A 23,233-nucleotide genomic window follows, 5' to 3' on the forward strand; every position below is an offset into this window, starting at 1 on the left:
CCGCACCAGGAGAAGACCGCGTGACCGTGCAGGACGAAGACCGCCCCGTCGCGCCGGTGGAGGACCGCGCCGTCGTACCGGACGGGGAGCGGCCCGTCTCGCTGGAGGAGGAGCCGGCCAGCGCGGTGGACGAGCAGCCAGGCGTGCCGGACGGCGAAGCCGCCGTGCTGCCGGACGGGCAGCCGGTCGCGGTGTCGGGCGAGGACCGCGCCACTGCGCCGGGAGGCGTGACGCTGGCCGAGCGGCCCACCGAACCCGCCGGTGACCTCACGCCACCCGACGAGAGCCGCCTGGACGAGTCCCAGCGACTCATCGACGAGGCGAAGAAGATCGCCCACGACCTCCGCGAAGAGGTCCCGGACACCGCACCCGAGCCTCCGCGCGAGGAAGGCTCACCGGCGAACTGACGCGCGCCGGCCCGCCGGACCAGGCGGGCCGGACAGTCATTCCCGCCTGCTCAATCGCAGGACCAGCGCCACCGCCTCCTCCGAACAGGCCCCCGGCGTCAACACCTCCTGCAACAGCAGCCCACGGATCGCGGCCACGGCCACGGTCGCCGTGGTCAGAGCCTCCCCGGCGTCGAGCCCTTCGCGCTCCGCCAGCGAGGCCAGCATCCCGGTCAGGTCGTCCAGCGACTCGACGAACTCGCGGAAGTCCTCCGGGCTGTACGCGGCCAGCCCCACGACGTGGAAGAACCCGCGGATGCGCGACAGCCGCTCGGGGCTGGTGTACGTCCGCCAGATCGCCAGCACCAGATCCTCGAAGGTGCCCTGACCGGCGTCCCTGAAGAGCACCTCGTTGTCCCGTGCGCGCTGTGCCCTGAGCATCGCCACCAGCACACCCGTGAGCGACCCGAAGTGGTAGCGCAGCAGTGCGTGGCTGGTCTCGGTGCGGGCGGCGATCTCGCGGAGCGACGTCTCCGGTGACGGAAGGCCCTCGTCGAACGCGTCGAGGAGCCGCGCCAGCAGACGCTCGCGGGCATCACCGTGGGTGCTTGACAGGGACACGCCAGCAGTTTATCCATTGGACAAGACATTTATCCAATGGAAAAGAGGGGCTCGTGGGACGTTTCCAGGTGGTCGGCGCGACGGTCGTCGACGGGTCGGGCCGCGACCCCGCGGACACGGTCGTCACGGTCGAGGACGGGCGCATCACCGACCTCGGCGCCTCCACCGAGCAAGGCGAGCGCCTCGACGCCGACGGGCTGACGATGACGCCCGGCCTGATCGACGCCCACGTCCACCTGGGCCTGTCGAGTCCGATCCAGCCGCAGTTCTCGTTCCAGATCAGTGCCGCCGAGATCGCGGCGGACATCTTCGCCACGGCCGGCACGGCGCTCGACGCCGGGTTCACGACCCTCCGCGACACCGGCGGGATCGACGGCGGTGTCGTCACCGCGATCGCGAAGGGCAAGGTCAGGGGGCCGCGTGTGCTGTCGTGCGGGCCTGTTCAGTGCCAGACCGGCGGCCACGGCTACTACGGGGCCGAGTGGGAGCCCACCGAGCTGTGGAGCAGTCATCACGTGCCGGGCCTGGTGGCGTTGTCGATGATGGCGGGCAACGCGAACGAGCTGCGCGGCAACGTGCGCGAGGCGTTCCGGCGCGGGGCGTCGTTCCTCAAGCTCTGCGTGACCGGCGGAGTGGTTGGCCGCCACGACCGGCTGACCGACACGCAGTTCACCGTCGAGGAGATCGCCGTCGCCGTCCAGGAAGCCTCGGCGCGCGGCACCTACGTGACGGTGCACGCCCACAACAACGAAGGCATCCGGAACGCGGTCGAGGCCGGCGCGCGCTGCGTCGAGCACGGCACCGACATCGACGAACCCACGGCCGCGCTGATGGCTGCTCGCGGGGTCGCGCTCGTGCCCACGTTCGCCGTGGTCGAGCAGCTGCTGCACGACACGGCCGGTGCCGGCCTCGGCGAGGCGACCCGCGAACGCGTGACGGGCGTGCGGGAGCGGATGGTCACCGCGCTGGCCATCGCCAAGGCCGCCGGGGTGCGGATCGGGCTGGGTTCCGACCTCATCGGACCGGCTCAGGACCGTCGCGGCGAAGAGCTCCGGTTGCGCGCGCAGATCGAGTCGCCGATGGACGCCCTCGTGGCGGCCACGAAGACCAACGCCGAGATCCTCGGCCTGCCCGAGGTGGGCCTCATCGCCCCCGGGATGCAGGCGGACCTCGTGCTCTGGAACGGAAATCCGCTCGAAGACCCCGCCCTCTTCGCCGACCCCGCCAACGCCGTACTCGTCGTCCAAGCCGGACGTGTTGTGAAGGACCTCCGATGAGCACCATGTGGCACGGCTGCCTCGCCGACACCGACTACTTCGAGATGCACTCCAGCAGCGGGTACGACTACGGCGTCTGGGTCACCACGCCGCCCGGTTACGACCCTGCCGCACCGGCGCCCGTCGTGTACGTGCTCGACGGCAACTGGACCGTGGGCATGACGGCCCCGCTCATCGTCACCCAGCGGGACCCCATGCAGCAGATCAAGCCGTACGTCCAGGTCAGCATCGGCTACGCGGGCGAGGAGGCGCAGCACTGGGCGCGGCTGCGCAACAGGGACCTCGTGCCTCCCGGCGAGCCGGTCGCCCAGGAGTTCCTCGACGCCGTGGAGATGGGAGTCGAGTCCGGTGCGATGACCCGCGACCAGGCCGACGCCTACCTCGCCGAGCTGAAGGACACCCGCGCGGACGCGTTCCTCGGCTTCATCACCGGGGAACTGCACCCGCGGATCGAACGCGACCACGGCACGGCCCCGACAGGTCACGGCCTCTTCGGCTACTCCTACGGCGGCCTCTTCAGCCTCTACGCCTGGCTCACCGGCACCCCGCTCTTCGAGAGCGTCGGGGCGGGCAGCCCCGGCGTCGCCGGCGAGGACAGCCAGATCTTCGCCCGGCTCCGGGAGCTGGACGACAACCCGAAGGCCAGACTCCACGTCACCGTCAACGACCGCGAGCTCTTCGGGGACATCCCGATCTACCAGAACCTCGCGAAGAACGCGGCCACCGTCCTGCACCGCCTCACGTCCCGGGGCGGCGCGGTCACGAGCGAGGTGCTGCGCGAGACGCACGTGACCGGCCTGCAGGCCTCGTTCCTCAGCTACCTCAGGACCTGCCGCAGCTAGAGCGACCAGGGCGGCGTGATCGTCTGCCCGTCCGCCAGCGTGCCCTCGATCCCCACCGACGTGGCCACCAGCACCCGTGCCGGCCCGCCGGTCAGCGACAGCTCGGTGTCCGGCGGCACCACGATCGCGTCGCCGGCGCCGGCCGTCTGCCCCTGGATCGTCACCGACCCGGACAGCACGTAGAACACCTCCTCCTTCGACGCGCGGTGCGGCGTGCCGTCGCCTCCTTCCGGCACGTCGACGGTCCACAGCGCGATCTCCGCACTGCCGCGCGACGGCACGGCCAGGGAGCGGAACTCGAAACCGCCGAACTCGTGGAGCCGGGCGGAATCCCCCGTGATCAGCAAGGCAACCTCCAAAGTAGTCAACCAGGTTGTCTAACCTTAGAATAAGGTCAACCAGGTTGTCTACCTTGGAGACGTGATGGAACCGGTGCCGATGCTGCTGGCGATGACGTACCGCGCCATGGGCGACCAGTTCCACGACCGGCTCGGGCAGATCGGGCTGGAGCCGCTGCGGCCCGCCCACGGCTACGTCTTCCGGTTCCTCAAGGAGAAGCGCGCCACCACCGTCGACGTCGGACAGCACCTCGGCGTCACGAAGCAGGCGGCGGCGAAGATCGTCAACGAGCTCGACGAGTGGGGTTACGTGCTCAGGGAGCCGCACCCCACGGACAAGCGCGCGCAGTACGTCACGCTGACCGCGAAGGGGCGCGACTACCTGAAGCTCGCCGACAACCTGTGGTCCGACCTCGAAGCCGAGATGGCCGAGGCGATCGGGAAAGACGCTTTGACCACCATCAAGTCGGGCCTCGCCGCGTACCTGCGACACGTGCACGGCGAGGACCAGCCAGGGCTCCGTCCGGTCTGGTAGCTAGAACACCTGGGTCAGGGCGACCACGCCGAACACCGCGAAGACCACCCCGGCGACCCGCTGGATCCAGTGCGTCGGCAACCGCCCGGCGAGCTTGCGACCCACCAGCACGGCGAGTCCGGCCACGGCGACCAGGGCCAGCCAGGCACCGAGACCGACGGCCAGCGGCGCGCCGTAGCGGGCGGTGATGCCGGCCGTCGCGAGCTGCGAGGCGTCGCCCCACTCGGCGGCGAACAGCACGCCGAACGACGTCAGGGCCGCGCGCCAGAACGGCACGGTGGTCTGCGTCCCCGCCTCGTCAGCGGAGTCCTCGTTCCGCGAGAAACCCTCGCGCAGCAGCATGAACGCGCCGACGCCGAACAGCACGGCGACCACGCCCGCCACCACGCGGTCGGGGAGCAGGGTGATGGCCGACCCGAACGCGGCGGCCACCACGCTCTGCACGGCGAAGGCCGCGACGACGCCGACGAACACCGGCCAGGCGCGGTAGCGCGTGGTCAGCACCAGGGTTGCGACCATGGTCTTGTCGGGCAGCTCTACGAGGAACACCACCGCGAAAGCGGTGACGAACGCGAGCAATGATGTGGCCACGAGGTCCTCCACGTCCGAATACGTACCCGGACGGAGGCGCGACAGACCCCGACCAGGCGTGCTTTCACCTGGCCGGAGGTCTCGTTCGCCCGATCGAAATCGGGTGTGGGACCGGATCTGCTCGAAGGCGGATCAGTATGTCGATCACCACGCCACCGGCTGACCGCTCCGGTGGGAACTACTCCCCTCTGGCGCACACATCGTAACCGACGCATGTCACCCACAAGGCGTGACTTCGCGCACGGGACCTTGGTCCCGAGCGTGGACGGGACCGTCGTACCTGATGAGGCCCATGATCCACACCTACGCTCGGAGACGTGGAAGTACTCGAACTCGCGCGGTGGCAGTTCGGCATCACCACCGTCTACCACTTTCTGATGGTGCCGTTGACGATCGGCCTTTCCCTGCTGGTGGCAGGGATGCAGACCGCGTGGGTGCGCACCGGCAACGAGCGCTACTACAAGATGACGAAGTTCTGGGGGAAGCTCCTCCTGATCAACTTCGCCATGGGCGTCGTGACGGGCATCGTGCAGGAGTTCCAGTTCGGCATGGCCTGGAGCGCCTACTCGCGGTTCGTCGGTGACGTGTTCGGCGCGCCGCTCGCGATGGAGGGGATCGTCGCCTTCTTCGTCGAGTCGACGTTCCTCGGCCTGTGGATCTTCGGCTGGGACAAGCTGCCGAAGAAGGTCCACCTGGCCTGCGCCTGGGCGTTCAGCCTCGCCACGATGGCCAGCGCGTACTTCATCCTCGCCGCCAACTCGTGGATGCAGCACCCCGTCGGCATCGAGATGCACGAGGGCCGTCCTCGCCTCACCTCGATCTGGGCCGTGCTGACCAACAACACGACGCTCGCCGCCTTCCCGCACACCATCGCGGGCGCGTTCGCCGTCGCCGGCGCGTTCCTCGTGGGCATCGCCGCCTGGCACCTGCACCGCAGGTCGGAGGAGGAACGGGTCTGGCGCAGCTCGCTCAAGCTCGGCACGTGGGTCGGCGTGGTCGCGTTCAGCGCCCTGGCGATCAGCGGTGACCTGCAGGGCAAGCTGATGTTCGAGCAGCAGCCGATGAAGATGGCCGCCGCGGAAGCGTTGTGCCACACCGAACAACCCGCGAGCTTCAGCGTCTTCGCGGTCGGCGACGTCACCAGGCCCGACTGCGAGAACGTCAAGAGCATCACGGTGCCCGCACTGCTGAGCTTCTTGGCGCACAACGACTTCAGCAGCGAGGTCAAGGGCATCCAGGACCTCGTCCCGATGTACCAGGAGAAGTACGGCGAGTTCTACCCCGTCGACGAACGGCTGGGTGAGCTCAGCGGCAAGCCGATCGACTACGTGCCCGCGCTTCCCGTGACCTACTGGGGTTTCCGGTTGATGATCGGGTTCGGCGCCATCTCGGCCGGCCTCGGAGTCTTCATGCTCTGGTTGACGCGCAGGAACCGGACGCCCACCGGATGGTGGTTCCCGGCTCTCGGCCTCGCCGGCATCGCGACTCCCTTCCTGGCCAACAGCGCGGGCTGGATCTTCACCGAGATGGGCAGGCAGCCGTTCGTCGTGGTGCCCAACCCGTCCGGTGTGGACGGTGTCTGGATGTTCACCGCGCAGGCGGTCAGCCAGGCGACCCCCGGCGAGATCCTGACCTCGCTGATCGCGCTCACCTCCGTCTACACCGTGCTGGCGGTCGTGGAGGTCTACCTGATCCGCAAGTACGTCAGAGGCGGGATTCCAGGCGTGCTGCCCCAGAAGACCGACGACGGCGCCCTGGCGTTCGCGTACTAGGGGAGGGACGACGTGGAAACGCTCTGGTTCGTGCTCATCGCCGTGCTGTGGCTCGGCTACCTGTTCCTCGAAGGTTTCGACTTCGGCGTCGGCATGCTGCTGCCGGTTCTCGGGCGCAGCAACCAGGAACGCCGGGTCATGATCAACACCATCGGGCCGGTCTGGGACGGCAACGAGGTGTGGCTCATCGTCGCGATCGGTGCCACGTTCGCGGCCTTCCCCGGCTGGTATGCGGCGCTGCTCAGCGCCGCGTACCTGCCACTAACCCTGTTCCTCATCGCGCTGATCGGGCGCGGGGTCGCGTTCGACTACCGCGGCAAGGTCGACAACCCGCGCTGGCGCAAGGCATGGGACTTCACCATCGTCGCGGGTTCGTGGATCGCCACGCTCTGCGTGGGTCTGCTGATCTCGACGACGGTGCTGGGCCTGCCGATCGACGCGAACGGGGACCGCGTCGGCTCGCCCTTCGCGGCGATCCGGCTGGAGACGGTCGTCGGCGCGCTTGCCTTCGCGGGCTACGCACTCGTGCACGGCGCGGTGTTCACGGCGTTGAAGACCGAGGGCGAGATCCGCGAACGGGCCCGTCGCACCGCCCTGATGCTGGCGCCCGTCGTACTGCTGCCGCTCGTGGCTCTGCTGGCGATCGTCGCCGGACTGTGGGCCGCCGTGGTCGTGGTGATCCTCGGCCTGGCGATGTGGCGGCTGGCGGCGGACCGCGACGGGCAGTCGTTCGCGCTGATGGGACTGGCGATCGCGGCCAGCGTCGCGTTGCTGTTCGGCTCGCTCTACCCGAACGTCCTGCCGTCGACGCTGAACGACGCGTGGTCGCTCACGGTCGCGAACACCGCGTCGAGCCCGTACACGCTGCAGGTGATCACCTGGGTCGCCGCGTTCGGCACGCCCGCCGTCCTCGTCTACCAGGGCTGGACCTACTGGGTGTTCCGCAAGCGCATCGGTGTTCGGCACATCCCGGCAGCGCACTGATGAAACGAGGCCCGCTGGGAGCTCTGCCCCAGCTCTCCAGGAACGCCAGGCGCGCCCTCGTCGGGGTGGGCGCGCTGGCGTTCCTCAACTCACTGGCGCTCGTCGCCCAGGCCGTCGCGCTGGCGTCGGTCATCACGACCCGCGAGGGCCTTCCGCTGCTGGCCGTGGCGATCCTGGCCCGTGCCGGTCTGTCGTGGGCGACGGAGAGCGCCGCCGCCCGTGCCGCCGCCGGCGCCAAGGAGGAGCTGCGGACCCAGCTGCTCGCCAAGTCGTTCGAACGCGGCCCCGGCTTCATCGCCGAACGCGGCACGGCCGAGCTGTCGGTGCTCGCGACCAAGGGCCTCGACGCGCTCGACGCCTACTTCACCCGCTACCTGCCCGCGCTGGTCACGGCCGCGATCGTGCCGCCGCTGGCCGGTGCGTGGATCCTCTTCACCGACTGGCCGTCGGCCGTGCTGATCGCGGTCACCGTGCCGCTGATCCCGGTCTTCGCCGCGCTGATCGGCTGGTACACCGAGAAGTGGGTCAAGAAGGCAGCCGACGTCACCGAACTGCTGTCGGCGCAGCTGCTCGAACTGCTCCGCGCCCTGCCGGTGCTGACCGTCTTCGGACGGGCCGAGCAGCAGGCCGGTGCGGTCCGGCAGATCGGTGAGCAGCACCGCAAGGCCACGATGGGCACGCTCCGGATCGCGTTCCTCAGCGCGTTGGTGCTGGAGATCGCGGCGTCGTTGAGCGTCGCGCTGATCGCCGTCGGCGTCGGCATCCGGCTCGTGCACGGCGACATGACACTGATGACCGCGCTGGTCGTGCTGATCCTGGCGCCCGAGTGCTACCTGCCGTTGCGCGCGGCCGGTGCCGCCCACCACGCGAGCGAGGACGGCCTGGAGGCGGTCCGGCGCGTGGCCGAGGTCGTCGACCACGAGGGGTCGCAGAGGCCCCGGTTGCCCGGTGGCTCGGTGCACGTCGACAACCTGCGCGTGCTTCGGCGCGGTGGGTTCGCTCCGGACGGCATCAGCTTCGACGTGCGGCCGGGGGAGATTTATCGACTTGAAGGGGCCAGTGGCGCCGGAAAGTCGACAACGTTCGGGGTGCTGCTGGGCTTCGTCGAACCGACGGACGGCACCGCGTTCGTGGCAGGCGACATCGCCTACGTGCCGCAGAAACCCGCGTTCGCCGCCGCCACCCCACGCGCCGAGCTGGAGCTGACGGTCCCAGGCGCCGACGACGTCGAGCAGGTCGCGGACGAGGTCGTGGCTTTGCATCTCCTCGATCGTCAGATCACCGACCTCTCGACCGGTGAACGCCAACGCGTCGCAGTCGCGCGCGCCCTGCTGAGGGTTCGCCACGGCGCGACGGTGCTGCTTCTCGACGAACCGACCGCGCACCTCGACCCGGTGACAAGTCGCAAAGTCGACAAAGCGATCAAGCGAGCCAGCGCCACCGCGGCCGTCGTCCTCGCGTCGCACCGCGAGAAGGAGGCGACCGACGACGAGACGTTCGCCAGGGTCGTCACCGACGAGGCGCAGCCGGAGCGGTCGAAGCGCCTGCCGATCCCGTGGAAGGGCGCCGGACTGGGCGTTCTCGCGGCCGTCGCCGGCATCGCGTTGACCGCGCTCGCCGCCCACCTGATCGCCCGCGCCGCCGAGATGCCGCCGATCCTGACGCTGTCGGTGCTGGTCGTGGGCGTGCGGACGTTCGCGTTGAGCAAAGGCGTGCTGCGGTACATCGAGCGCTTGGTGACGCACGACGAGACGTTCAAGCTCGCCACCAAGCTGCGCGCCGAGCTGTGGCTCCGGCTCGTGCGGGCTCAACGGCGTGATGGGCTGCAACGGCTCGTGGAGGACACCGACACCGTTCGCGACCTGATCCCGCGGGTGCTGGTGCCGCCGGTCGTGGCGATCGGGGCGGGCATCGCGACCACGGTCCTGTTCGCGTTCATCGACCCGGCGGCCTCGCTGACGTTGGGCGTTCTGCTGCTGGTCGCGGGTCTCGCGGCACCGGCCGTCGCCGTCTGGACCGAGCGCAGGGCCAGCACGAAGCTCGCCAGGGGCCGCCGCCAGGTCGCCCGCGCCACGATCGACGCGCTCGCCGCCGCGCCGGACCTCATCGCGCACGACGCCCACCACCGCCTGCTGGACCGCCTGCACGCCGAGGACGTCGAGCTCGCGGCGCAGACCCGCAAGCAAGCGTTTGGCACCGGTGCGGCCACGGCGATCGTCCTGCTCGCGACCGGTGCGGCGGCGCTGGCCTGCGCCATGACCGGCAACCCGGTGCTGGGCCTGGTGCCGCTCGCGCTCGCCGAACCGCTGGCTGCGCTGCCGCTGGCCGCCCAGCAGCGCAGGGCGTTGCGCGAGGCTTCGGCCAGGCTGCGGTTCGACGCTCCCGAACGGCCCGAGGTGCACAGGGGCAGGCGGATCCGGCTGGAGAACGTCGACGTCCGCTGGCCAGGCGCCACCGAGCCGACGCTCACCGACCTGCACCTGAACGTCGAACCCGGCACGCACGTCGCGATCGTCGGACCGTCGGGCAGCGGCAAGTCGACGTTGTTCGCGCTGCTCCTGGGCTTCCTGCAGCCCGAACGCGGCATCGTCGAGCTGCCGCGCGCCACCTGGTGCCCGCAGGAGCCGATGCTGGTCAGCACGACCGTGAGGGAGAACCTGCGGATGTCGGGTCAGCACGACGACGAGGCGCTGAAGGAGGCCCTGCGCAAGGCCTGCCTGGACGACTGGGTGGACCGGCTCGACACGGTGATCAGGCCCGACCAGGTCTCCGGCGGCGAGGCGCAGCGGCTGGCGCTGGCACGGGCGTTGCTGCACGACGCCGACGTGGTGCTGCTCGACGAGCCCACCGCGCACCTCGACGAACCGACCGCGCGCCGGTTGCTGGCGCAGCTCCGGCAGGACGGCAGGACCGTTCTGCACATCACGCACCGCCCGGACGAGGCGGCGAGGGCGGACCTGGTGCTGGACCTCGGCACTCCCGCATACCGTTGAGGACCATGGACCCCTCTCTGGCGCGGCGCGTGCTCGTCGCGTCCACCGAGATCACGTCGGCGGCGCTGGAAGACCCGGAGAACGTGCTGCGGCTCGTGGTGGAGGCGGCCGCGGAGATCGCGGACGCCGACCTCGTCCTCGCCATGCTCGCCACCGAGGACGACGACGGCACGCTGACCGTCGAGGCGTCCTCCGGCGAGCCGATCGTGGCGACGCTGAGCCCGCGCAGCGCCGCCGCCAAGGCCGCGCGCACGGGCGTCCCGGTGATCGCCGACGACGTCACGAACGACCCGCGCACGGCCCCGTACGTGCCGCAGGCGCTGCGGAGCTACGGGCCGTTCGCGGTCGCGCCGTTCGGCACCTCGGACCGCAAGATCGGTGCCCTGGCGGTGTACCGGCGCAGGGACAAGGCGCCGTTCACACCGGAGACGGTGGACGTGCTGTCGGCGTTCGCGGCGCAGGCCGGCCTCGCCGTGGTGCTGTCCGAGGGCTTCACCGCCCGCCAGCGCGTCGCGGTCTACGAGGAGCGCGAACGGATCGCCCGCGACCTGCACGACGTGATCATCCAACGGCTCTACGGTGCCGGCGTACAGCTCAGCCTGCTGGAACGGCGCCTCGGCAAGAAGCTCGACTCCGGTCAGCGCGCGCGGATCAACGAGGCCGTCGACCTGGTCGACGAGACGATCGCCGAGGTCCGCGCGACCGTCCGCAAGCTGCGCAACACCGACCCCGCCGAGGGCGCCGACCTGCTCGACTCGATCAAGGCCGAGGTCCGCACGGCCGGTGAGCTGCTCGGCTTCGCGCCCCGCCTGCACGTGGCGGGCGACCTGGCGAACGTGCCGCGCAGGCACGCCGACGACGCACGGGCGGCGTTGCGTGAGGCGTTGTCGAACGTCGTGCGGCACTCCGGCGCCACGAACCTGCAGATCGACGTACGGCGCGATGAGAAGCACCTGCTGCTGCGCGTGGCGGACAACGGGTGCGGCATCCCGTCCGGAGTGACTCAGCGCGGGCTGCGGCACCTCGCCGAACGGGCGAAGTCCGCGAGTGGTGACTTCCGCGTCGTGAGTTCGCCGAACGGGACGACGCTCACCTGGTCCGTCCCCGTTTAGCCACCCAGGCGGCGGCCTGCGTCCTCCGTTCCATGCCGAGTTTGGACAGAACGGACGTCACGTAGTTCTTCACGGTCTTCTCCGCGAGGAACAACCTTTCACCGATTTGGCGGTTCGTCAGGCCCTCACCGATGAGTTCGAGCACGCGCTGTTCCTGGTCGGTGAGTCCGATCGGGGCCGGATTGCGCATCCGTTCGAGTACTCGGCTTGTGGTGGCCGGGTCCAGAAGGGACCGTCCAGCAGCGACCTCGCGCACGGCCGTGACGACGTCCTGACCCCGAACCTGCTTGAGGAGGTAGCCCGACGCCCCGGCCATGATCGCGCCGACGAGCGCTTCTTCGTCGTCGAATGCGGTCAGCACGAGGCAACGAATGCCAAGGTCGCGCAACGACCGGCACAGGTCGACCCCGCTGCCGTCCGGGAGCTGGACGTCCACAACGGCCACGTCCGGCGGTGTCGCCGCGGCTCTGGTCACCGCCTCGTCGACGGACCCGGCCTCGGCTATGACCGAGATGTCCGCCTCGTCGTCGAGCATCTCGCGCAGTCCTCTGCGCACTACTTCGTGATCGTCAACCAACAAAACGCGCACTGGCACGAATCCACCGTACGTCGAATGGCTGTTCCTGAGTGTGACTCGAATTGGCACAGTTCTTGTCATGGCAGAAGGCTCGGTACGACCGGTCGAGGAAGCAGATCGCATAGTTGTCGCCCGACTGGTTCTCGAGCTGTGGGGCGCGCACACCGCCGTCGCGCACGGCGAGGTGTTCTTCCCGGCGAGTCTGCCGGGCTTCCTCGTGGAGAAGCAGGGTCACGTGCTGGGTCTGCTGACCTACGCGGTGACGAACCACCAGCTGGAGATCGTGACGATCGACGCGCTGCGGCGGGGCCGCGGCGTCGGCACCGCGCTGGTCGACGCCGCGGTTCGCCAGGCGCGCACGCTCGGGTGCAACCGGGTGCGGCTGACGACCACCAACGACAACCTCGACGCGATCCGGTTCTACCAGCGCCGCGGGTTCAAGCTGACCGCGCTGAGACCCGACGCGGTGCGCGAGGCGCGCAAGCTCAAGCCGGAGATACCGGCTGTGGGTGAGTTCGGCATCCCCATCACGGACGAGGTCGACCTGGAACGATGGGTCGCGCCACGGCAGTAGTCCACAAGTGTCCACAGCTCTGTCCACAGGGTTGTGCACAAGTCCTGTGGACAACCGTCGTCACACGTGGAGCGGGTTGAACGCCTCGTCCCACGCGGTGGCGACCTGATGGGCGCACGTGGACGGCGTGACGCCTCCCACCCCGGTGCCGAGCCCCGGCATCGCGATGGTGCGGACGGCGTCGCGCACCGGCGTGCCGTCCTCCAGGCGTCCTTCGCTCCACAGCCGCAGCACGGCCCGTGCGGCGAGGTACGGGTGGACGGTGTCGACCGGCAGCCGTTCGCCGGGCAGGCGCATCGTCGGCGCGCTGATGAGCCACGCCGGCTCGGTCTCGCCGGTCGCCACGATCTGCGCGTCGCCCACCGGGAGCTCACCGCCGTGCAGCGCGAGGACGGCGCTGCGGACGTTGTTCTCGACCAGGGGGAACGCCGTGGCGTAGACGGCGTCGATGCCACCGCGCATCCAGCCCTGCGAGTTCGCCGGGCTGACGATGGCCTGCGCGTGGATGTCCAGGACGGACCCGCGATGCACCCTCACCCCGGTGCGTCCGTCGGCGACGGCGAGCCAGGCGTTCGCCATCGGTTCGTCGACCGCGCACAACACGAGTTCTGGCGCTAGAGCGGGCACGCCCCAAGCATTCCAGTTCGAACGGCCCTGGCGGAACCCAGGTTTGGCCACGGACACAGGCGTGATTTCCGCCTCGGACCGCCGCACTACGCTGACCTGATGCCGCGCATTGCGTACTTCGGACCACAGGGCACCTTCACCGAGCAGGCAGCGATGCGGTTCGAGGGCGAACTGGTCCCGGTCGAGACGATCCCGCTGGCGTTCGCCGCGGTGCGCTCCGGCTCCGTCGACTTCGCGTGCGTGCCGATCGAGAACTCCGTCGAGGGCGCGGTGCCCGCCACCCTGGACGCCCTCGTGCGCGACGAACCGGTCGTGGCGGTGGCCGAGACCGTGCTGGACGTCCGGTTCAGCGTCCTGGTCCGTCCCGGCACGACCGACATCAAGACGATCGCCTCGCACCCGCACGCGCTGGCCCAGGTCCGCGAGTGGATCGCGGCTACGTTGCCGGGCGTCACCTCGATCGCCACCTCGTCCACCGCCGCGGCCGCCGCAGAGGTGGAACGCGGCGAGTTCGACGCCGCCGTGACCGCCCCCGTGGCCGTGAACCACTACAAGCTCGACGAGTACGCCACGGACGTCCTGGACGTGCCCGACGCGCGCACGCGGTTCCTGCTGCTGCGCCGGCCAGGTCAGCTGCCGGAGCCAACCGGCGCCGACCGCACGAGCGTCGTCGTGACCACCCCGAACCGCGTGGGCGTGCTGTCGGAGCTGCTCACCGAGCTCGCGTTGCGTGGCATCAATCTCACCGGCCTCGAATCGCGTCCGCAGAAGGGCAAACTGGGGACGTACCGCTTCTACATCGACGTCGAGGGGCACATCGCAGAGCCGAGGATCGGTGACGCGCTGGCCGCGCTGCACCGACACTCGCGCGAGATCCGGTTCCTCGGGTCCTTCCCGAAGGCCGACCAGGAGCCCGTCGAGGCTCACAACGCCGAGTTCGCCGCAGCCGCCTCCTGGGTCGATGCTGTCAGAAAGGGCGAGCGCGGGTGAGGTTGCTGCTGGTCAGGCACGGTGAGACGGCGTCGAACATCGAGCGCAGGCTGGACACGGCCATGCCGGGCCCCCCGCTCACCGAACTGGGCCGCAAGCAGGCCCGCGAACTGTCCGACCTCCTCGCGTCCGAAGAGCTCGTCGCCGTCTACGCGAGCATCGGACTGCGCGCCCAGCAGACCGCTCTTCCGACCGCCGAACGCTTCGGCCTGCCCGTCCAGATCCTGCAGGGCGTCGAGGAGATCCAGGTCGGCTCGCTGGAGGGCCGCAACGACACCGAGGCGTACAAGACCTACCTGGAGACCGTGATCCGCTGGGCGGAGGGCGCGCTCGACGTGGCGTTCCCCGACGGCGGAGAGACCGGGCAGCAGGTGCTGGACAGGTTCCTGGCCGCGATCGACTCGATCCGGCAGGACGGCACCGTCGTGGTCGTGACGCACGGCGGCGCGGGCCGGATGGGCGCGCTGGCGCTGGCGTCGAACGTGCCGGTGGAGCTGGCGGAGAACCTGCTGCCTAACACCGGGGTCGTGGTGCTGGAGACCGAGGGCGACGGCTGGGTGTGCCGGTCGTGGGCGGGCGTGGAGATCTAGCCGCTCGCTGCTAGCCGGGAGCGCGCAGCCACACCGTGCACTCGGCGTTCCAGCCGGTCAGGCACGCGGTGCCGGCCGGCGTGTCCACCACGAGCCCCTCGATCCGCAGCAGCCCGCGCGCGGTCAGGTGGACGGCGTCGAACTCGGTGGCCGCCGCCTCCCAGTCGACGTGCGCCGTCCCGTCGACCGTGCGCGGGTGACGAGCCACCAGGCGCACATAGTCCTTGATGCCGTCGAGGTGGTGAACGCGCACCTCGTGCGGGTCGAAGTCCACCTCGACCGGCTCGCGGCCGTGGTCGAGGAGCGACCAGCCGGTGGAGCCGTCGGGCAGCCGGGACGACGTCCACAGCGCGCCCCGCGGCTTCTGCCCGACGACCGAACGCGGATCACCGTTGGTCACCCGCACCACCGGCACCGGTCCGTGGTGCAGCTGCGGCGAGGTGAGCGCCACGCCGGCGAACCACCCCGCGCCCATCCGTTCGCCGATGCGTTCCGCGGCGGCATCGCTCCACGTCCCGGCGGGGGAACCGCCTGCCACGACCGACGCGGCGAGCACGATCTCCGCGTACAGCTCGGAGTCGGTCCACGCGTCGACGCGCGCCGGATCGTCCGCGAACCGGCTCACCAGCTCGCGCATCACCGGCGACGCGTCGGCGCTCCCCACTACGGGCAGTTCCTGACGGTCACGCGGCCCGAGTCCTTCTCCTGGAGCGTCGGATTGCCGTTCTTGTCGACCACGGCGTACTTGGCGTGCGCGCTCATGACCATGCCGTTGTGGCACTGGTTCCAGTCCGCGTTGAGCCGGTAGAACTTCGCCGTGCCGCTGTCGTTGCCCCACTCGGCGAACCCGACCCGCTGGGCGACCGGCGTGTGGCTGAAGAGCTCGACGGTGATGCCCAGGTAGTTCTTCGCCGAGTTGCACCGGATCGTCGCCGCGGCGTTCGTGTTGCCGGGCACGTGGTGCGAGGCGTGCGGGTTGTCGAGCTGGAAGACGCAGTCCTCGTTCGCGGCCTGCGCGGCGGGTGCGTTCACCAGCGCGCCGGCGGTCAGGAGGCAGGCGGCTACCAGCACACGGCTCTTGTTCTGCATTCGTCCCCCAGGAGTTCCGAGCAGCGTTCACTGCTCCGAACGGAGTATCGCAGAACCCGGTCGGCCGATCGCCGCGGTTGAACGGGCTAGCCCCAGCCCAGCTCGTGCAGCTTCGCGTCGTCCACCCCGAAGTGGTGCGCGATCTCGTGCACCACGGTGATGATCACTTCCTCCACCACGTCGTCCTCGGTGTCGCAGATGTCGAGGATCGCCTCGCGGTAGATGAAGATGTGGTCGGGCAGCGTGCCGCCGTAGTCGGTGTTGCGCTCGGTCAGCGCGATGCCCTGGTAGAGGCCGAGCAGCGCCGGCTCGTCGGGGTTGCGGTCCTCGACCAGCACCACGACGTTGTTCATCGCGTGCATGAAGTCGGGCGGGACCAGGTCCAGGGCCTCCTCGACCAGTTCGTCGAAGCGTGCCCTGGTCATCTCGACGGTCATCGGTTCTCCGCGCTGGAGGAGGGTGCGCCGGAGGACGGCGGGTCCGGCTTGTCCGAGCCGGACGGCTTGCCGGACTCCGAGGCCTTGCCGGACTCGGAGTGCAGCGGGGCGCCGGTGGGCTCGTCCTGGGGCTTGACCGACGTGGTCTGCGGCGGGTTCGCGGTGGTCAGCGGCGCGCCGTTGGGGTTGCGGACGCTGCCCTCCCACGCCACGAGGTTCTCGCCCTGGGGGACGGCGCCGATCTTGCAGTTGGCCTTGCGCGAGCCGACCGCCCAGCTCTCCGCCGCGCGCGTGTCCCAGGTGATGAGCAGGTTCTTGGCCTTCAGGTCGGCGCCGCCGGTGTAGTCGGCGGCTATCGCGGCGCACTTCTCGGACATCACCGTGTCCTGCTTCTCGGGCGCCACGAACTCGCCCTCGGGGTGCTCCACGACGCCGACGATCTCGAACGCGTGCGGCTTGGCGCACTCGATCGGGTCACCCACGGTGTTCTTCTCGCCGAGCGCGACGCAGACGCCGGGGTCGTACACGTTCGACTGGTCCTGGGTCTTCGCGCTGCCGAACGACGGCAGGGCCGCACCGGACGGTGCCGCCACCTGCAGACCGCACCTGAGCTCCCGATATCCGCTCGACCAGCGGGTCTGGTCGGGGTTCAGGGTGCTGACGCCGTACTTGCCCAGCGGGTCGAGCTTGCCCGACATGTACGTGGTCGACGCCTGGGCGCAGTTCTCCTGCGCGATCTTCTCCCAGGCCTCGGCGTTCGGGTACGGCGCTTCCTTCGGGTACGCGCCGGTGATGTCCGCCGTTCCGCTGACCTCGAACTTGTGCGCGGCGGCGCAGTCGACCTTCTGCGCGTCGGACAGGTCGGCCTTCTCCCAGTTGAGGCACTCGCCGACGCCGGCCTGGTAGGCGGCGTTGACCAGCTCGCGCTTCGTGCTGATCGGGCCTCCTGCCAGCACAGATGTGAAAGTCGACAACATCAGCAGGCCGAAGGCGCCCACGAATGCGCCGACCATCACAAGCCGCGTGTCGCGGATGTGACCAGATCGACTCAACCAACCGGCGCTCGGAGACATCTCATCCATGATGCCCGTGCCGTGTGAGACCGCTGTGCGCCGGGGTTGGGGTCGAGTGTTGCTTTTAGGACACTCGTCCCCCAATCGGCCGTGTTTTCACAGTCTCACTAGGTACCTTGCCCGCGGGAGTGGTGATGACTGACAACAACCTGCCAGGACCTGGCCAGCCGACGCCCCAGCCTGGGCCGCCGTCGGGACAGCCCGGCCAGCCGCAACAGCCCGGCCAGCAGCCGCCGCCGTACCAGCCTGCGCCGCAGCAGGCCGGTCCGAACCAACCTGCGCAGCAGAAGCCCACCAAGGGCAAGATGCGCCAGCAGGAGGCGGGCGTGACGAAGCCGCGTCAGGCGACGGTCGCCGAGCAACGCGCTCGCGCCGCCGCCCTCAAGGCGCAGCAGGAGCGGTTCGCCGCCGAGTCCGCCGCCTTCGAGAAGAAGCGGAAGACGCGCAAACGCCTGCTCATCGGCGGTGGCGTGACCGTGGGCGTGGTCGCGCTGGTCGCGATCTGGTACGCGGCCGCCAGCCCGAAGAACGTCACGGCGCAGTGCACCGACCAGAACAACGTCATCGTCGACGACGACTACTGCTCGGACAGCTACTACCGCAGCCACGGCGGGTACAGCAGCGGCGGCTTCATCTACATCGGCAGCAGCTCGTACCGCTACAACTACGGCGGCACCGGCTCGGTCGGGCAGAAGGCCGTCGGCGGCAGCTACACGGTCCCCAAGGGCGCGAACGTCTCGACGAAGTCGGGCACGTCGGTCCAGCGCGGCGGCTTCGGCGTCAGCAGCGGTTCGAAGAGCAGCGGAGGCTGAGCACAGTTGCGTCGTGAAGCCTCACATCCGCGGCCGGACTGGCAGCGGACGGTCTCCGACCAGGGGTTGGTCTTCGGGCTGCCCGCGAAGTACGCGAACGGCGCCGACCGCCCCTACTGGGACGAGTCCGTGCACTACGTGTTCGAGATGAGCGAGGTCCTCTCGCTCGAAGCCGACGTCGAGCTGCTCCACTCCATGTGCCTCGACGCGGTCGACAACGTCGTGCTCACCGAGCGCTACCGCGACTTCGGCATCCCCGAGTGGGTCTGGCCGCACATCGCCGAGTCGTGGCGCCGCCGCGACCCGCACGTGTACGGCCGCTTCGACCTGCGCTACGACGGGTCGGGCCCCGCGAAGCTGCTCGAGTACAACGCGGACACCCCCACGTCACTGCTGGAGGCCGCCTACATCCAGTGGTACTGGAAGACCGAGGTCTTCCCGGACGACGACCAGTGGAACTCGCTGCACGAGCGCCTGGTCGAGCAGTGGACGGAGATCGGTGCCAAGCTCCCGTCCGGTGAGCTGCACTTCAGCTGGTCGAGCGCGGACCCGTCCGGCGAGGACCACCTCACCACCGCCTGCCTGCAGGAGACGGCCGCAGAGGCCGGTCTCAACACCGTGGGCATCGCGATGGAGGACATCGGCTGGGACACGCTGCTCAACCGGTTCGTCGACCTCGAAGAGGCCCCGATGGGCACGGTCTTCAAGCTCTACCCGTGGGAGTGGGTGGTCGAGGAGCAGTTCGGCCGCCACGCCGTCGAGTCGCTGCCCGGCACCCTCTGGCTCGAACCGCTGTGGAAGATGCTGCTCTCCAACAAGGCGCTGCTCGCGGTCCTGTGGGAGATGTACCCGGGCCACCCCAACCTGCTCCCCGCGTACCTCAACGACCCCGGCATGCTCACCGAGTACGTGCGCAAGCCGCTGCTCGGCCGCGAGGGGTCGAACATCCAGATCGTCGCTCCCGGTTACGAGACGCAGACCGGTGGCGTGTACGGCAAAGAGGGTTTCGTCTACCAGCTGTTCGATCCGCTTCCGGAGTTCGACGGCTACCGCCCCGCGTTGGGTGCCTGGGTCGTCGGCGACACGTCGGCAGGCCTCGGCATCCGGGAAACAGTCGGTCTGGTGACCGACGATGGCGCGGCGTTCGTGCCGCATCGCATTGTCGAGTAAGACTCCGAAAGGGAACAGGTAATGGACTACACGACGCTCGCGTTGGACCCCGGCTTCGGCTCGGCCATCGGCCGGGGCATCGGCGCGATCGCGCTGTACGCCGTCGTCGGTCTGGTCCTCATGGTGTTCGGCTTCTACGCGATCGACTGGACGACGCCCGGCAAGCTGTCGATCCTGGTCCGCAACGGTGCCCCGAACGCCGTGATCGTCACTGCCTCAGGCCTCGTCTCGATGGCGTTCATCGTCGTGGTGGCCATCCTGAGCGCCGTCGGCAAGCTCGACGAGGGCCTGCTCACGTCGCTGATCTACGGCATCGTCGGCATCATCGTGCAGGTCGCGGCCGTGCGTCTGCTGGAGTGGGTGACCAGGCTCGACATCGGCTCGATCATCGAGTCGGACAAGTTCGCGCCCGCCTCCGTGGTCGTGGCCGCCGCGCACGTCGCGCTCGGTCTCGTGGTGGCGTTCGCGATCTACTAAGTCGCGCGATCTCGGACGAGGACCCGGTGCCCCAGCGGCGCCGGGTCCTCACTCGTCGGGCGGCTTCTCGGTCGTCAGGAGGTGGTGGACGCCGCCTCCGACGACCAGCACGGCCACCATGGCTCCCCAGATCGGCCACGAGTACGGGAGATCCGCGATCGTGGCTTCGGCGTCCTCGAACCGCACCCACGCCACCGGTCCGAGGATCGCGAGCAACGGGACGCCGAAGGCGATCCCCGCCCAGGCCAGCACCCGCTCGCGCCTCATCCGCGCGAGGAAGTACGCCCGGTCGTCCGGGTCAGGCGGCAGCCACTGGCGCACGGCTCTCACACTTCGCGCGCGTCGTCAGCCACCGGACCGCCCGCGCTCGTGCCGCCTGGCCGTCTCCTGAGGAAGCCCTGACAGAGCGGCCAGCAGGCTGCCGACGAAGGCCACCACCGCGTTCGGCCTCCGCGCGGCCTCCCGCTGGAACCTCTCGTGGTCGAAGCCGGGCGGGATCTTGTCGGTCATCGCGCACCTCCTGCACTTTCAACGCCGCTCGCCCGCGGCCCGTTGAACTGATATCCGGATGAAGTGCGGATGCGGTGGCGACTACTCTTCGCAGGGTGATTGACCTCAAGGTGTTGCGCGAGAACCCGGAGATCGTGCGCGCGTCGCAGCGTGCCCGTGGCGAAGACGAGGCCGTCGTCGACAGCCTGCTGTCCGCGGACGAGCGCCGGCGTTCCGCCATCTCCCGCGCCGACACCCTGCGCGCCGAGCAGAAGGTGCTCGGCAAGGAGGTCGGCAGGGCCAAGGGTGACGAGCGCACCGCGTTGCTGGTCAAGGCGAAGGACCTGGCCGCGGAGGTCAAGGCCGCCGAGGCCGAGCAGCACGCCACGGCCGACGAGGTCAACGAGCTCCTCACGAAGATCCCGAACCTGGTCCACCCGGACGCGCCGGTCGGCGGCGAGGACGACTTCGTGGTCGTCAAGACCGTCGGCACCCCGCGCGAGTTCGACTTCGAGCCGCAGGACCACCTCGACCTGGGCACCAAGCTCGGCGCGATCGACATGGAACGCGGCGCGAAGGTCGGCGGCAGCAGGTTCTACTTCCTCAAGGGCGTCGGCGCGCAGCTGGAGCTCGCGCTGCTCAACATGGCGGCGGCGCAGGCCACGGCCAACGGGTTCGAGCTCATGATCACGCCCACGCTGGTGCGGCCGGAGATCATGGCGGGCACCGGGTTCCTGGGCGCTCACTCCAGCGAGATCTACCACCTGCCCGCCGACGACCTGTACCTCGTGGGCACGTCGGAGGTGCCGCTCGCCGGCTACCACGCCGACGAGATCCTCGACGGTGAGCGCCGGTACGCGGGCTGGTCGTCGTGCTACCGCCGCGAGGCCGGGTCGTACGGCAAGGACACCCGCGGCATCATCCGCGTGCACCAGTTCAACAAGGTCGAGATGTTCTCCTACGTCAAGCCCGAGGACGCCGAGGCGGAGCACGCCCGGCTGCTCGGCTGGGAGGAGGAGATGCTCGCCAAGATCGACGTGCCGTACCGCGTCATCGACACGGCGACGGGCGACCTCGGCACGTCGGCGCACCGCAAGTTCGACTGCGAGGCCTGGGTGCCGACGCAGCAGAAGTACCGCGAGCTGACCTCGACGTCGAACTGCACCACGTTCCAGGCGCGCCGCCTCAACGTCCGCTACCGCGACGAGAACGGCAAGTCGCAGATCGCGGCCACGCTGAACGGCACGCTGGCCACCACCCGGTGGATCGTGGCGATCCTCGAGAACCACCAGCAGGCGGACGGATCGGTCGTCGTGCCCGAGGCGCTGCGGCCGTTCATGGGCGGCCTGGAAGTTCTCAGGTAAAACTTTTCCAAAACCTGTATTTCGCACGGCCTGACGGCGTCCTTCTTGCAGAACACCACATGGGGGTGTGGTGTCCGCAAGCAGGGGGAGTTGTCATGTCTTTTGAAGCAGCTGTCGGCGAAGTCGACATCACACCGGTCCACCCGCCCTACCCGAGTCTCTGGATGGGCGGGTACGGCTGGAGCCCGCGCGGCAACCACGGCGCGATCGCACGCCGGTTGCGCGGCCAGTGCCTCGTGCTCTGGGACGGCGGTGTGCCGAAGGTCCTGCTGCGCGCGGACCTCGTCAGCATCCCGAGGGACGTCAACCAGGCGATCAGGGGCACCCTGGTCAGCGAGGGCCTGGTCGCCGCCGAGGACCTGATGCTGCTGGCGAGCCACACGCACTCGGGCCCGTTGTACGGGGACACCCGACCGAGCCCGAACGTGATGATGGGCCTGAGCCAGGCCGACGTCGACGCGGTCAACGGCACGACGTGGCTGATCACCGACGCACTGGTGCAGCTGGTCCGCGACACGCTGGAGCTGGAGCGGACCCCGGTCACGCTGGCCTACGCCGAGACCGAGGCCAAGATCGGCCACAACCGGGTCGCGGACGACTTCGCCGTGCTCGACACGGTGCCGGTGCTGCGCCTCGACACGACCGGCGGTGACCTGTTCGCCGTGGTCTTCGGTGCCGCCTGCCACCCGGTCTCGCGCGGCAACGACGACGTGTTCGACGGCGAGTTCCCGGCCGTCGCGTCCGAGCTGGTCGAGAACGCGCTGGGCGTGCCCGCGCTGTTCGTCCAGGGCGCGTGCGGCGACCAGGAGGCGAACGACCCGCACGCCCCGGCGACCACCGAGCAGCTGGGCACCGTCCTCGGCCAGGCGGTCGTGGACCTCCTCGGCGACGACGTGTTCGACGGCGTCACGGGACCGGTCGCGACGGCGTTGACCGAGGTCAACCTGCCGTTCCACACCAACACCGCCGATCCGGCCGTGCTGGCGGCGGTCCGCGCGAAGTACAAGCTCCGCCGCAAGGTGCTGGGCCCGTCCGACCCGAACTGGCGGCACGCGGGCCTGATGATCCAGCTGATCGACGCGGGCCAGCTGCCCACGTCGATGCCCATGCCGATCCAGCGCTGGCGGTTCGGCGGCCTGAGCATCCTCGCCCTGGCGCACGAGCCGGTGTCCGCCTACGACGTCAGGCTCCGCGCCGCGTTCCCCGGCAACCTCTGGGTCATGGGGTACGCCAACGAGTGCGAGGGCTACGTCGCGGACAACGACACCCTGCGTTCGGGCGGCAACCTCCACTCCGGGTACGAGGCGGGGTGGAACAACGGCGACACGACCATCGCGGGCCAGGGCAGCTACTGCATCTCCTACGCGTGGCCGGGGCCGCTGAAGTTCTCGGACACGGTCACGCCGGCCGCCGGAACCACTGAACGGATCGTGATGGACACGAGTCTGGGCCTCCTGTCCTCGTAGCCGGTCAGGCCCCGTTCTGCCCGTCAAGTAGAGTGGCCAACCGGCCC

General features: G+C 69.6%; 27 protein-coding genes. 16 read left to right on the forward strand and 11 right to left on the reverse strand.

The features are described 5' to 3' along the window. Positions 1 to 20: 20 nt before the first annotated feature. Positions 21 to 407: a hypothetical protein gene (locus ACFWN2_RS30175; RefSeq protein ID WP_382433096.1), complete on the forward strand. Its 387-nt coding sequence runs from the start codon at positions 21 to 23 to the stop codon at positions 405 to 407. Positions 408 to 443: 36 nt separating this feature from the next. Here ACFWN2_RS30175 and ACFWN2_RS30180 read toward each other — a convergent pair whose 3' ends face one another. Further along, the gene (locus ACFWN2_RS30180; RefSeq protein ID WP_382433098.1) at positions 444 to 1,007 is read right to left on the reverse strand and encodes a TetR/AcrR family transcriptional regulator; all 564 of its coding nucleotides are present in this window, start codon (positions 1,005 to 1,007) and stop codon (positions 444 to 446) included. Positions 1,008 to 1,060: 53 nt separating this feature from the next. Here ACFWN2_RS30180 and ACFWN2_RS30185 point away from each other — a divergent pair, with 53 nt between their 5' ends. After that, positions 1,061 to 2,284, forward strand: a complete 1,224-nt coding sequence (locus tag ACFWN2_RS30185; RefSeq protein WP_382433100.1) for an amidohydrolase family protein — start codon at positions 1,061 to 1,063, stop codon at positions 2,282 to 2,284. After that, positions 2,281 to 3,126 carry an alpha/beta hydrolase gene (locus ACFWN2_RS30190; protein WP_382433102.1) on the forward strand — a complete coding sequence of 282 codons (846 nt, stop codon included), beginning with the start codon at positions 2,281 to 2,283 and terminating at the stop codon, positions 3,124 to 3,126. Before ACFWN2_RS30185 ends, ACFWN2_RS30190 begins: the two co-directional genes overlap by 4 nt. On the opposite strand, the gene ACFWN2_RS30195 is transcribed toward ACFWN2_RS30190, so the two are convergent. Continuing rightward, positions 3,123 to 3,473, reverse strand: a complete 351-nt coding sequence (locus tag ACFWN2_RS30195; RefSeq protein ID WP_382433104.1) for a cupin domain-containing protein — start codon at positions 3,471 to 3,473, stop codon at positions 3,123 to 3,125. The two genes, ACFWN2_RS30190 and ACFWN2_RS30195, sit on opposite strands and share 4 nt — an antisense overlap. 76 nt (positions 3,474 to 3,549) lie before the next feature. Between ACFWN2_RS30195 and ACFWN2_RS30200 the strand changes: the two genes are divergently transcribed. Further along, a complete protein-coding gene (locus tag ACFWN2_RS30200; protein WP_382433319.1) occupies positions 3,550 to 3,999 on the forward strand; it encodes a MarR family winged helix-turn-helix transcriptional regulator in 450 nt (149 codons plus the stop codon). On the opposite strand, the gene ACFWN2_RS30205 is transcribed toward ACFWN2_RS30200, so the two are convergent. Beyond that, positions 4,000 to 4,578 (reverse strand): TMEM165/GDT1 family protein, encoded by a 579-nt coding sequence (locus ACFWN2_RS30205; protein ID WP_382433321.1) that lies wholly within the window; start codon positions 4,576 to 4,578, stop codon positions 4,000 to 4,002. Between the two features lie 329 nt (positions 4,579 to 4,907). On the opposite strand from ACFWN2_RS30205, the gene ACFWN2_RS30210 reads away from it, so the two are divergent. From ACFWN2_RS30210 to ACFWN2_RS30225, 4 genes are read left to right on the forward strand one after another with little or no spacing between them, the layout of a single operon-like run. Further along, positions 4,908 to 6,362, forward strand: coding sequence for a cytochrome ubiquinol oxidase subunit I (locus ACFWN2_RS30210; protein ID WP_382433106.1), 1,455 nt, complete (start codon positions 4,908 to 4,910; stop codon positions 6,360 to 6,362). 12 nt (positions 6,363 to 6,374) lie between these two features. After that, positions 6,375 to 7,346, forward strand: a complete 972-nt coding sequence (gene cydB, locus ACFWN2_RS30215) for a cytochrome d ubiquinol oxidase subunit II (RefSeq protein ID WP_382433108.1) — start codon at positions 6,375 to 6,377, stop codon at positions 7,344 to 7,346. Next, positions 7,346 to 10,339 (forward strand): thiol reductant ABC exporter subunit CydD, encoded by a 2,994-nt coding sequence (gene cydD, locus ACFWN2_RS30220; protein WP_382433110.1) that lies wholly within the window; start codon positions 7,346 to 7,348, stop codon positions 10,337 to 10,339. Before cydB ends, cydD begins: the two co-directional genes overlap by 1 nt. Before the next feature lie 5 nt (positions 10,340 to 10,344). Then, the gene (locus ACFWN2_RS30225; RefSeq protein WP_382433112.1) at positions 10,345 to 11,451 is read left to right on the forward strand and encodes a GAF domain-containing sensor histidine kinase; all 1,107 of its coding nucleotides are present in this window, start codon (positions 10,345 to 10,347) and stop codon (positions 11,449 to 11,451) included. Here the strand turns inward: ACFWN2_RS30225 and ACFWN2_RS30230 are convergent. Beyond that, on the reverse strand, positions 11,429 to 12,046 hold the full coding sequence (locus ACFWN2_RS30230) for a response regulator transcription factor (RefSeq protein ID WP_281244928.1): 618 nt from the start codon (positions 12,044 to 12,046) through the stop codon (positions 11,429 to 11,431). The genes ACFWN2_RS30225 and ACFWN2_RS30230 overlap by 23 nt on opposite strands. Positions 12,047 to 12,107: 61 nt before the next feature. Between ACFWN2_RS30230 and ACFWN2_RS30235 the strand changes: the two genes are divergently transcribed. Next, entirely contained in the window at positions 12,108 to 12,602 is a 495-nt protein-coding gene (locus ACFWN2_RS30235) for a GNAT family N-acetyltransferase (protein ID WP_382433115.1), read from the forward strand. 60 nt (positions 12,603 to 12,662) lie between these two features. On the opposite strand, the gene ACFWN2_RS30240 is transcribed toward ACFWN2_RS30235, so the two are convergent. Continuing rightward, a complete protein-coding gene (locus ACFWN2_RS30240) occupies positions 12,663 to 13,181 on the reverse strand; it encodes a macro domain-containing protein (RefSeq protein WP_382433323.1) in 519 nt (172 codons plus the stop codon). A gap of 147 nt (positions 13,182 to 13,328) precedes the next feature. Between ACFWN2_RS30240 and pheA the strand changes: the two genes are divergently transcribed. Together pheA and ACFWN2_RS30250 are read left to right on the forward strand one after the other, a co-directional pair. Further along, positions 13,329 to 14,219 (forward strand): prephenate dehydratase, encoded by an 891-nt coding sequence (pheA, locus tag ACFWN2_RS30245; RefSeq protein ID WP_382433117.1) that lies wholly within the window; start codon positions 13,329 to 13,331, stop codon positions 14,217 to 14,219. Then, entirely contained in the window at positions 14,216 to 14,809 is a 594-nt protein-coding gene (locus ACFWN2_RS30250; RefSeq protein WP_382433119.1) for a histidine phosphatase family protein, read from the forward strand. The genes pheA and ACFWN2_RS30250 overlap by 4 nt, the downstream gene beginning before the upstream one ends. Before the next feature lie 10 nt (positions 14,810 to 14,819). Here ACFWN2_RS30250 and ACFWN2_RS30255 read toward each other — a convergent pair whose 3' ends face one another. From ACFWN2_RS30255 to ACFWN2_RS30270, 4 genes are all read right to left on the reverse strand, one after another. Next, positions 14,820 to 15,473 carry a hypothetical protein gene (locus tag ACFWN2_RS30255; RefSeq protein WP_382433121.1) on the reverse strand — a complete coding sequence of 218 codons (654 nt, stop codon included), beginning with the start codon at positions 15,471 to 15,473 and terminating at the stop codon, positions 14,820 to 14,822. After that, complete coding sequence (locus ACFWN2_RS30260; RefSeq protein ID WP_382433123.1) at positions 15,473 to 15,898, reverse strand: hypothetical protein; 426 nt, start codon at positions 15,896 to 15,898, stop codon at positions 15,473 to 15,475. Before ACFWN2_RS30260 ends, ACFWN2_RS30255 begins: the two co-directional genes overlap by 1 nt. 86 nt (positions 15,899 to 15,984) lie before the next feature. Continuing rightward, the gene (locus ACFWN2_RS30265) at positions 15,985 to 16,335 is read right to left on the reverse strand and encodes a metallopeptidase family protein (RefSeq protein ID WP_089907725.1); all 351 of its coding nucleotides are present in this window, start codon (positions 16,333 to 16,335) and stop codon (positions 15,985 to 15,987) included. Beyond that, positions 16,332 to 17,348 (reverse strand): septum formation family protein, encoded by a 1,017-nt coding sequence (locus ACFWN2_RS30270; protein WP_382433125.1) that lies wholly within the window; start codon positions 17,346 to 17,348, stop codon positions 16,332 to 16,334. Before ACFWN2_RS30270 ends, ACFWN2_RS30265 begins: the two co-directional genes overlap by 4 nt. A 194-nt stretch (positions 17,349 to 17,542) precedes the next feature. On the opposite strand from ACFWN2_RS30270, the gene ACFWN2_RS30275 reads away from it, so the two are divergent. Genes ACFWN2_RS30275 through ACFWN2_RS30285 form a run of 3 tightly spaced genes read left to right on the forward strand, consistent with a single transcriptional unit; the run spans position 17,543 to position 19,867 of the window. Then, complete coding sequence (locus tag ACFWN2_RS30275; RefSeq protein WP_382433127.1) at positions 17,543 to 18,220, forward strand: hypothetical protein; 678 nt, start codon at positions 17,543 to 17,545, stop codon at positions 18,218 to 18,220. 6 nt (positions 18,221 to 18,226) lie between these two features. After that, the gene (locus tag ACFWN2_RS30280; protein WP_382433129.1) at positions 18,227 to 19,390 is read left to right on the forward strand and encodes a glutathionylspermidine synthase family protein; all 1,164 of its coding nucleotides are present in this window, start codon (positions 18,227 to 18,229) and stop codon (positions 19,388 to 19,390) included. A gap of 21 nt (positions 19,391 to 19,411) precedes the next feature. Further along, entirely contained in the window at positions 19,412 to 19,867 is a 456-nt protein-coding gene (locus ACFWN2_RS30285) for a DUF350 domain-containing protein (RefSeq protein ID WP_382433131.1), read from the forward strand. A 48-nt stretch (positions 19,868 to 19,915) separates the two neighbouring features. On the opposite strand, the gene ACFWN2_RS30290 is transcribed toward ACFWN2_RS30285, so the two are convergent. Together ACFWN2_RS30290 and ACFWN2_RS30295 are read right to left on the reverse strand one after the other, a co-directional pair. Then, entirely contained in the window at positions 19,916 to 20,188 is a 273-nt protein-coding gene (locus ACFWN2_RS30290) for a hypothetical protein (RefSeq protein WP_382433133.1), read from the reverse strand. 24 nt (positions 20,189 to 20,212) lie between these two features. Then, the gene (locus ACFWN2_RS30295; protein WP_382433135.1) at positions 20,213 to 20,377 is read right to left on the reverse strand and encodes a hypothetical protein; all 165 of its coding nucleotides are present in this window, start codon (positions 20,375 to 20,377) and stop codon (positions 20,213 to 20,215) included. Between the two features lie 95 nt (positions 20,378 to 20,472). Here ACFWN2_RS30295 and serS point away from each other — a divergent pair, with 95 nt between their 5' ends. Continuing rightward, entirely contained in the window at positions 20,473 to 21,720 is a 1,248-nt protein-coding gene (gene serS, locus ACFWN2_RS30300) for a serine--tRNA ligase (RefSeq protein WP_382433140.1), read from the forward strand. A gap of 95 nt (positions 21,721 to 21,815) precedes the next feature. Then, positions 21,816 to 23,186: a hypothetical protein gene (locus ACFWN2_RS30305; protein WP_382433142.1), complete on the forward strand. Its 1,371-nt coding sequence runs from the start codon at positions 21,816 to 21,818 to the stop codon at positions 23,184 to 23,186. The last annotated feature ends 47 nt before the right edge of the window (positions 23,187 to 23,233 follow it).

This window comes from Lentzea sp. NPDC058436, assembly GCF_042721515.1.
In the GTDB taxonomy this organism is placed as follows: Bacteria; Actinomycetota; Actinomycetes; order Mycobacteriales; family Pseudonocardiaceae; genus Lentzea.

Bases quoted from the DNA above. Each gene is read 5' to 3' on its own strand.
- ACFWN2_RS30295 (WP_382433135.1), bottom strand. From the start codon at position 20,377: ATGACCGACAAGATCCCGCCCGGCTTCGACCACGAGAGGTTCCAGCGG.
- ACFWN2_RS30285 (WP_382433131.1), top strand. From the start codon at position 19,412: ATGGACTACACGACGCTCGCGTTGGACCCCGGCTTCGGCTCGGCCATC.
- ACFWN2_RS30200 (WP_382433319.1), top strand. From the start codon at position 3,550: ATGGAACCGGTGCCGATGCTGCTGGCGATGACGTACCGCGCCATGGGC.
- ACFWN2_RS30235 (WP_382433115.1), top strand. From the start codon at position 12,108: ATGGCAGAAGGCTCGGTACGACCGGTCGAGGAAGCAGATCGCATAGTT.
- ACFWN2_RS30305 (WP_382433142.1), top strand. From the start codon at position 21,816: ATGTCTTTTGAAGCAGCTGTCGGCGAAGTCGACATCACACCGGTCCAC.
- ACFWN2_RS30265 (WP_089907725.1), bottom strand. From the start codon at position 16,335: ATGACCGTCGAGATGACCAGGGCACGCTTCGACGAACTGGTCGAGGAG.
- ACFWN2_RS30275 (WP_382433127.1), top strand. From the start codon at position 17,543: ATGACTGACAACAACCTGCCAGGACCTGGCCAGCCGACGCCCCAGCCT.
- ACFWN2_RS30260 (WP_382433123.1), bottom strand. From the start codon at position 15,898: ATGCAGAACAAGAGCCGTGTGCTGGTAGCCGCCTGCCTCCTGACCGCC.
- ACFWN2_RS30240 (WP_382433323.1), bottom strand. From the start codon at position 13,181: ATGGCGAACGCCTGGCTCGCCGTCGCCGACGGACGCACCGGGGTGAGG.
- cydD (WP_382433110.1), top strand. From the start codon at position 7,346: ATGAAACGAGGCCCGCTGGGAGCTCTGCCCCAGCTCTCCAGGAACGCC.
- ACFWN2_RS30270 (WP_382433125.1), bottom strand. From the start codon at position 17,348: ATGGTCGGCGCATTCGTGGGCGCCTTCGGCCTGCTGATGTTGTCGACT.
- ACFWN2_RS30190 (WP_382433102.1), top strand. From the start codon at position 2,281: ATGAGCACCATGTGGCACGGCTGCCTCGCCGACACCGACTACTTCGAG.
- pheA (WP_382433117.1), top strand. From the start codon at position 13,329: ATGCCGCGCATTGCGTACTTCGGACCACAGGGCACCTTCACCGAGCAG.
- ACFWN2_RS30225 (WP_382433112.1), top strand. From the start codon at position 10,345: ATGGACCCCTCTCTGGCGCGGCGCGTGCTCGTCGCGTCCACCGAGATC.